The sequence below is a fragment of the Nonomuraea sp. NPDC001684 genome (assembly GCF_053596515.1).
In genome coordinates, this window is sequence record NZ_JBSFGJ010000541.1 from 1 (window position 1) to 5,754 (window position 5,754).

6 protein-coding genes are annotated in these 5,754 nt (G+C 74.9%); 2 read left to right on the top strand and 4 right to left on the bottom strand.

Annotation, left to right across the window (positions count from 1 at the left end; all coding sequences use genetic code 11):
• Positions 1–1,542 (bottom strand): AAA family ATPase (locus tag ACWCSD_RS46455; RefSeq protein ID WP_449925177.1); only part of this gene is annotated, 1,542 nt, incomplete at its 3' end.
• 212 nt (positions 1,543–1,754) lie between these two features.
• Here ACWCSD_RS46455 and ACWCSD_RS46460 point away from each other — a divergent pair.
• Positions 1,755–3,197 (top strand): acyl-CoA synthetase, encoded by a 1,443-nt coding sequence (locus ACWCSD_RS46460; protein ID WP_449925179.1) that lies wholly within the window; start codon positions 1,755–1,757, stop codon positions 3,195–3,197.
• A 19-nt stretch (positions 3,198–3,216) separates the two neighbouring features.
• On the opposite strand, the gene ACWCSD_RS46465 is transcribed toward ACWCSD_RS46460, so the two are convergent.
• From ACWCSD_RS46465 to ACWCSD_RS46475, 3 genes are all read right to left on the bottom strand, one after another.
• The gene (locus tag ACWCSD_RS46465; RefSeq protein ID WP_387672816.1) at positions 3,217–4,224 is read right to left on the bottom strand and encodes an endonuclease/exonuclease/phosphatase family protein; all 1,008 of its coding nucleotides are present in this window, start codon (positions 4,222–4,224) and stop codon (positions 3,217–3,219) included.
• A gap of 139 nt (positions 4,225–4,363) precedes the next feature.
• Positions 4,364–4,966: a hypothetical protein gene (locus tag ACWCSD_RS46470; RefSeq protein WP_449925181.1), complete on the bottom strand. Its 603-nt coding sequence runs from the start codon at positions 4,964–4,966 to the stop codon at positions 4,364–4,366.
• 99 nt (positions 4,967–5,065) lie between these two features.
• Entirely contained in the window at positions 5,066–5,485 is a 420-nt protein-coding gene (locus ACWCSD_RS46475; protein WP_449925183.1) for a hypothetical protein, read from the bottom strand.
• A 37-nt stretch (positions 5,486–5,522) separates the two neighbouring features.
• Here ACWCSD_RS46475 and ACWCSD_RS46480 point away from each other — a divergent pair.
• Positions 5,523–5,754: hypothetical protein (locus tag ACWCSD_RS46480; RefSeq protein WP_449925185.1), on the top strand; the 232-nt coding region annotated here is incomplete at its 3' end.

The following is a 5,754-nucleotide window of genomic DNA, read 5'->3' on the forward strand; positions in this document are numbered from 1 at the left end:
GGCTGCTGGACAGCCACCGCGGGCCGCCGCCAGCAGCTCCTCGCGGGCGCTGCCGGTCTCGCCGCCCAGCAGCTCCAGGCTGCCGCGCAGAAGCTGGACGTGGCCGCGCAGCTCCTCGGGCGCGCCGGGCGACCGCAGCCGGGCCAGCAGGGAACGCGCGGCCCGGGGACGGCCGGACACCCAGGCGTGCCTGGCGGCGGCGGCCAGCCGTTCGGCCTTGACCGCGGGACGAGCGGTCAGCTCGGCGGCGCGCTCCAACGCCAGATAGGGCTCGGGGAACCCGGCACGACGCTCCGAGGCCAGGCACGGCTCGGAGCTCCCGGCGGCCCAGCGCACGGCCAGCGCCGCCCGCGCCAGCTCGTCGCTGGCTTCCTCCTCCCCGCCACCCCCCGCCCAGGCCCGATGCCACGCCCGCCGCAACCTCTCCCAACCACCCGCATGGCACCCGCCCGGGGTGAGCAGGTCGGCGAGGAGGCGGTGGGCGCGGCGGCGCTCGGCCAGCGACGCCGCCTGGTACGTGACCGCCCGCATCGCGGGTTCCCGGAACACGAACGCGTCCCCGTCGGCCCGCAGGACGCCCGCCCGTTCGGCCGGTTCGAGCACCGACAACGCGCACGCCGGGCTCGCAGCCCTGGCCAGGGTCGCCACGTCCAGGGCCGGATCGGCGGCGATCAGCAGCGACAGCCAGCGCGTACGCGCGGGCAGCCGGGCCAGCGCGCCCGTGTGCTCCCGCCACAACCGCCCACCAGCAGGCAGGACGGCGGGCGGCGCCGCGAGCCCGGCCCGCTGGTCGGGGGTGAGCGCGCCGATCAGCTCGCGCAGCGCCAGCGGGTTCCCGCGGGCGATCTGGTCGAGCGCGGCCGGCAGGTCCTCGGCGAGCCCGCCGGGCGCCAGGTCCGCGGCCAGCTCCCGCACCGCCGGCCCGTCGAGCCCGCGCAGCTCCAGCGCGGGCACGCCCTCAAGCCGCCGCATCGCCTCGCCGTCGAACCTCTCCGGCTCCCGCTCGCCGTACGGGACGGCGTGGGAGGGCGGGGGTCTGGTGGTGAAGAGCAGGGCGATCGGCTCGCAGGACAGGCGGCGGGCCACGAACGAGAGCGCGTCCAGGCTCGCCGCGTCCAGCCGGTCGGCGTCGTCCACGCAGGCCAGTACGGGACGCTCGGCGGCGACCGCCGACAGCAGCCCGAGCACGGCGGCGGGCAGCACGAGCCCCGCCCCGCACGTCCCGGACTCCAGGGCCTCGGCCAGCGCGCGGGCCTGGGCGGCCGGCAGCGCCGCGACGGCCCCGGACACCGGCCTCAGCAGGCCGTGCAGCCCCGCGTACGGCACCCCCGACTCCGGCTCCACCCCCGACACCCGCAGCACCCGGAACCCGGAGGCCCGCGCGGCGGCCAGGTCGAGCAGCGCCGTCTTGCCCATGCCCGCCGCGCCGGTCAGCAGCAGCGCCCCTCCGGAGCCGGCCCGGGCGTCGTCGAGCAGCCGCAGCAGGACGTTCTCCTCCGCGTCGCGGCCGCGTAACACGGGAACGCGCGTGACTGGGGACACGCCGTCCAGTGTCACGCGCGGGTGCCGCCGCTGAAAGAGGCCGCCGGCCACGAAAGCCGCCGACGCCCTCGACCGCACGAGAGGGGGCGGACGGGAGAAAGTGTGGCATTCCGGTGACAGCAAGCGCTTGGTGACCTACCTTGAGTCCTGACCGTCAAGGAGTGCCGATGCGGAATCAGGGGCTTGGGTCATGGCCGGCACGCAGGGCGCGGATGACGCCCGCCCGGCCCGCCGTCGGTTACCAGGGGATCGACCGCACCTACGGCGACCTGTACGACCGGGTCACCCGCCTGGCCCACGGGCTGACCGGCCTGGACGTGGGCCGTGGCGACCGGATCGCCTATCTCGGGCCCAACCACCCGTCCCTGGTGGAGACGTTCTTCGCCGCCGGACTGCTGGGCGCGGTGTTCGTCCCGCTCAACGCCCGGCTGGCCCCGCCCGAGCTGCGCTTCCTCCTGGACGACTCCGGCGCCCGCGTCGTCGTCCTCGGTGCAGGCCAGGACGGCGGCGGCCTGCCCGGCCGGCACCTGGGCCAGGACGCCTTCGAGGAGCTGATCGCCGGCGCGCCCGCCGACCCCGTGGACGAGCCGGTGAGCCAGGACGACCTCTGCCTGATCATGTACACCTCGGGCACCACCGGCCGCCCCAAGGGCGCGATGCTCACCCACGGCAACCTCATCTGGAACGCCGTGAACCTGCTGGTCGACGTGCCGCTCGCGCACGACGAGGTGACGCTGGTCAGCGCGCCGCTGTGCCACATCGCGGCCCTGGCGCAGACGCTTCTGCCGACCGTGCTGAAGGGCGGCCGGGCGCTGCTGGAGCCGTCCTTCCGGGTGGACAGGACGTTCGACCTGGTCGAGTCCGAGCGGGTCACGATGATGTTCGGCGTGCCGTCGATGTTCGCGGCCCTCGCGCAGTCGCCGCGCTGGGCGGACGCCGACCTGTCCAGCCTGCGGCACCTGCTGTGCGGAGGAGCGCCGGTGCCCGAGCCGCTGATCAGGACGTACCGGGAGCGCGGGCTGCCGTTCCTGCAGGGGTACGGCATGACGGAGACCTCCCCCGGCGCGCTCTTCCTCGGGGCGGGGCACCCGGACGCCGAGCTCGATTCGGCCGGGGTGCCGTGCTTCTTCTCCGACGTGCGGCTGGTCGCCCCCGACGGCTCGCCCGCCGCCCCCGGCGAGCCCGGCGAGGTGTACGTCCAGGGCCCCAACGTCATGCCCGGCTACTGGCGGCGGCCGAAGGAGACCGCGAAGGTGTTGTCCGCCGACGGCTGGTTCAGGTCCGGCGACATCGGCGTGGCCGACGAGGGCGGGTACGTCCGCATCCGCGACCGGATCAGCGACATGTACATCTCCGGCGGCGAGAACGTCTACCCGGCCGAGATCGAGAACCTGCTCCTCGCCCATCCGGCGGTGGCCGAGTGCGCGGTGATCGGCGTACCGGACGAGAAGTGGGGGGAGACCGGCAAGGCGCTGGTCGTGCTGCGGCCGGGTGCGAGCGCGGAGCCCGGGGAACTGCTCGCCCACCTCGACGGCCGCCTGGCCCGCTTCAAGATCCCGAGGTATCTGGAGCTCGTCCCCGGCCTGCCGCGGAACGGCGCCGGCAAGCTGCTCAAGGCGTCCCTCAGGACGCTGCACGGGCAGCAGGCGCGATGACCGGGCAGGCAGCGGCGGGTCAGCCGATGGCGGGCACGCGCAGGTCGGCGAAGACGCCGCGGTGGTCGGTGCCGGGCACGTCGAGGATCTCCGTACTGGCCACGTTCACCCGGCGGTCGGCCAGCACGTGGTCGATCGTGATGATCGGCGGTATCGCCCTGTTGTTGGGCCAGGTCGGGACGAGCCCCTTGCCCACCTGGTCGGCCGCGTCGACGTAACCCCTGGCCAGCAGGTCGCGGAAGGCGCGATGGTCGAGGCTGGCGTTGAAGTCGCCGGCCAGGATCCTGATCACCGACGGCGACGGGGACGGCAGCGCCTTGAGCGAGGCGTCCCACTCGGCCGCCATCCGGCCGAGCGGCGGGTCGGGGTGCACCGCCACGACCTCGACCTTGCCGCCCGAGGGCAGGGACAGCGTGGCGGCCGGCATGTTGTGGCCGATCGGGGTGAACAGCCCCCGCAGCGGCCGCAGCGGGTGCCTGGCGAACAGGCCGCTGCCGATCGCGCCGTCCGCGGCCTGGAGCACCCGGTAGGGGAGCAGCTTGCGCAGCCCCGCCTGGTCGAGCCGCCGGACCGCGTCGGGGGTCAGCTCCAGCGCGCTGAACACATCGATCTCGTACAGGCGCACCAGGCGGACCACGGTCTCGGCGTCGGCCCATCCGAACAGGTTGACCGACAACACCCGCAGCGGGACGCCCTCGATCACTTTGCCCGGCTCCACCCCGGACGTCCGCGGGATCAGGCACGCGACGAACACCATGCCCACGACGGCCGCGCTCAGCCCCGCCGGGCGGTTGCGCCTGAGCACCGCCAGCAGCGCGGTCAGCGCGGCCAGCCCCGCGCCGATCGGCGTCACCGTCATGAGCTGGATGAGGAAGGAGCCGGTCTCCAGGCCGCCGACCCGCAGCGCCGCCCAGGCCGCCAGCAGCGCGACCACCGTCCAGGCGAACCAGCGCCTGCGCCGCCGGGGTGAGGGACGCTTGCCGGCGGATGCGCGTTCGGCCGTCGCGCTCGCTGCCCGTTGATCCACAGCATGAACCCTAAGGCAGCGGCGAAGAACCCGAACCAGGCCGCCCACCCGGCCCCCAGCCCTGCCCCTGCCCGGCCCTCAGCCCCTGCCCGGCCCTGCTCGGTTCGGCCACTTGGGGTCACTGGGTCGGCTCAGTGGCTCACCTCGCCGACTCGGCTCCGGTCTTGACGGCGAGGAGCTGCCTGCGCATCGCGACGAAGTCGCCGACGTCCGTCATCGCGACGTGGGCGGCGCCGCGCACGGTGGGCTCGCCGCGCATCCGGAGCCGGTAGATCAGCCGGGTGCCGCCGCCGGTGTCGCGGAGCGCGATGGAGCAGGTCGTGGTGGCGTCGGCGCCGCGGTCGGCCAGCACGAGGCTGTGCGGGGGCTCGATCCGCTCGACGACGAAGGCGCCGCCGTCCATGACGTCGCCGGGCTTGAGGTCGTGCGGGGGCTGCGCGGGCTCGCCGGCGGCTTCCGCCCGCGCGTCGGTTCCGGTGCCAGGACGGGTGCCGGGACGGGCGCCCGGGCCCGGGTAGCCGCCGAGCCGGACCACCCAGGCCCACACGACCGGCGGCGGCGCGTCCACGGTGACGGCACGGGTGGCCTGGAGCTGGGGGAGCGGCACGATGTCGTCACCCGGCAGGTCCTCGTGCACCTCTCTGTCGGTCGCGCCCCAGCGCAGGTGCCAGGGGCGCACGGCGAGCAGGTACCCGGCCGCCGCACCAGCGGCCAGCCGGAACACCCGGCGTGGCAGGAACATCGCAGCACTCCTTCGTGTCACTGACGAGACCTGTCGCCGGCCTCTCGTCGATCGGCGCTCGGAATTTCGGTGCTTACGCTGAATTATGGGCCAATATGGCTAGATCTGGTCGGCTTTCCATATTGTCAGGCCATATGTCTCCGCAATCGGCCGCCACGCCTGCGCGAATTGCGCCTTCGCCGTCTGCGCGGCCTCCGATCTGCTGAGACCTCGCCGGTAATCGCGGTCGTCCGAGACCGGGCCGGTGCAGCCGCCCGCCAGATGGCGCCGGGCCCAGGAGAGGAAGGCGGTGTCGGCGTCGTAGGAGGCGTCGAGTGCGGTGATGAGCGTCTGCTTCAGCGCCGCGCCCTCGGGCAGGGCCGTCACCTCCAGCGTCCGGGCGGCGGCGAGCTGGTCGCGGCGGCCGGCGGTGATGTCCTCGATCGTGGTCACGCCGCTCCGGCGGCAACCGGTCGCGTCCGCGATCGCCGCCGACAGGCTGGAACGGGCGGAACTGCTGCTGGACAGCAGCTCGTCCACCCGCCCGGCCTGCCCGGCCGCACCTGCCGTGGGGTCCGTGCTCGGTGTCGGGCCGGTGCTCGCGGCCGGGTCGCCGGTGGGGGTGGCGTCCCCGGTCGCCGGGTCTTCCGTCGCCTCGTCCGAGGTCTGCGGCTGGACGGCCGACGGCACGCCGCCCGAGCGCCCGCCCGCCTCCGCCGGAGAGGACGGGCGGCTCCCGGCCACCCACCAGACCAGCGCCGTGGTTGCGCACGCCGCCGCCACGCTGACCAGCACCACCGGCCGCCGCC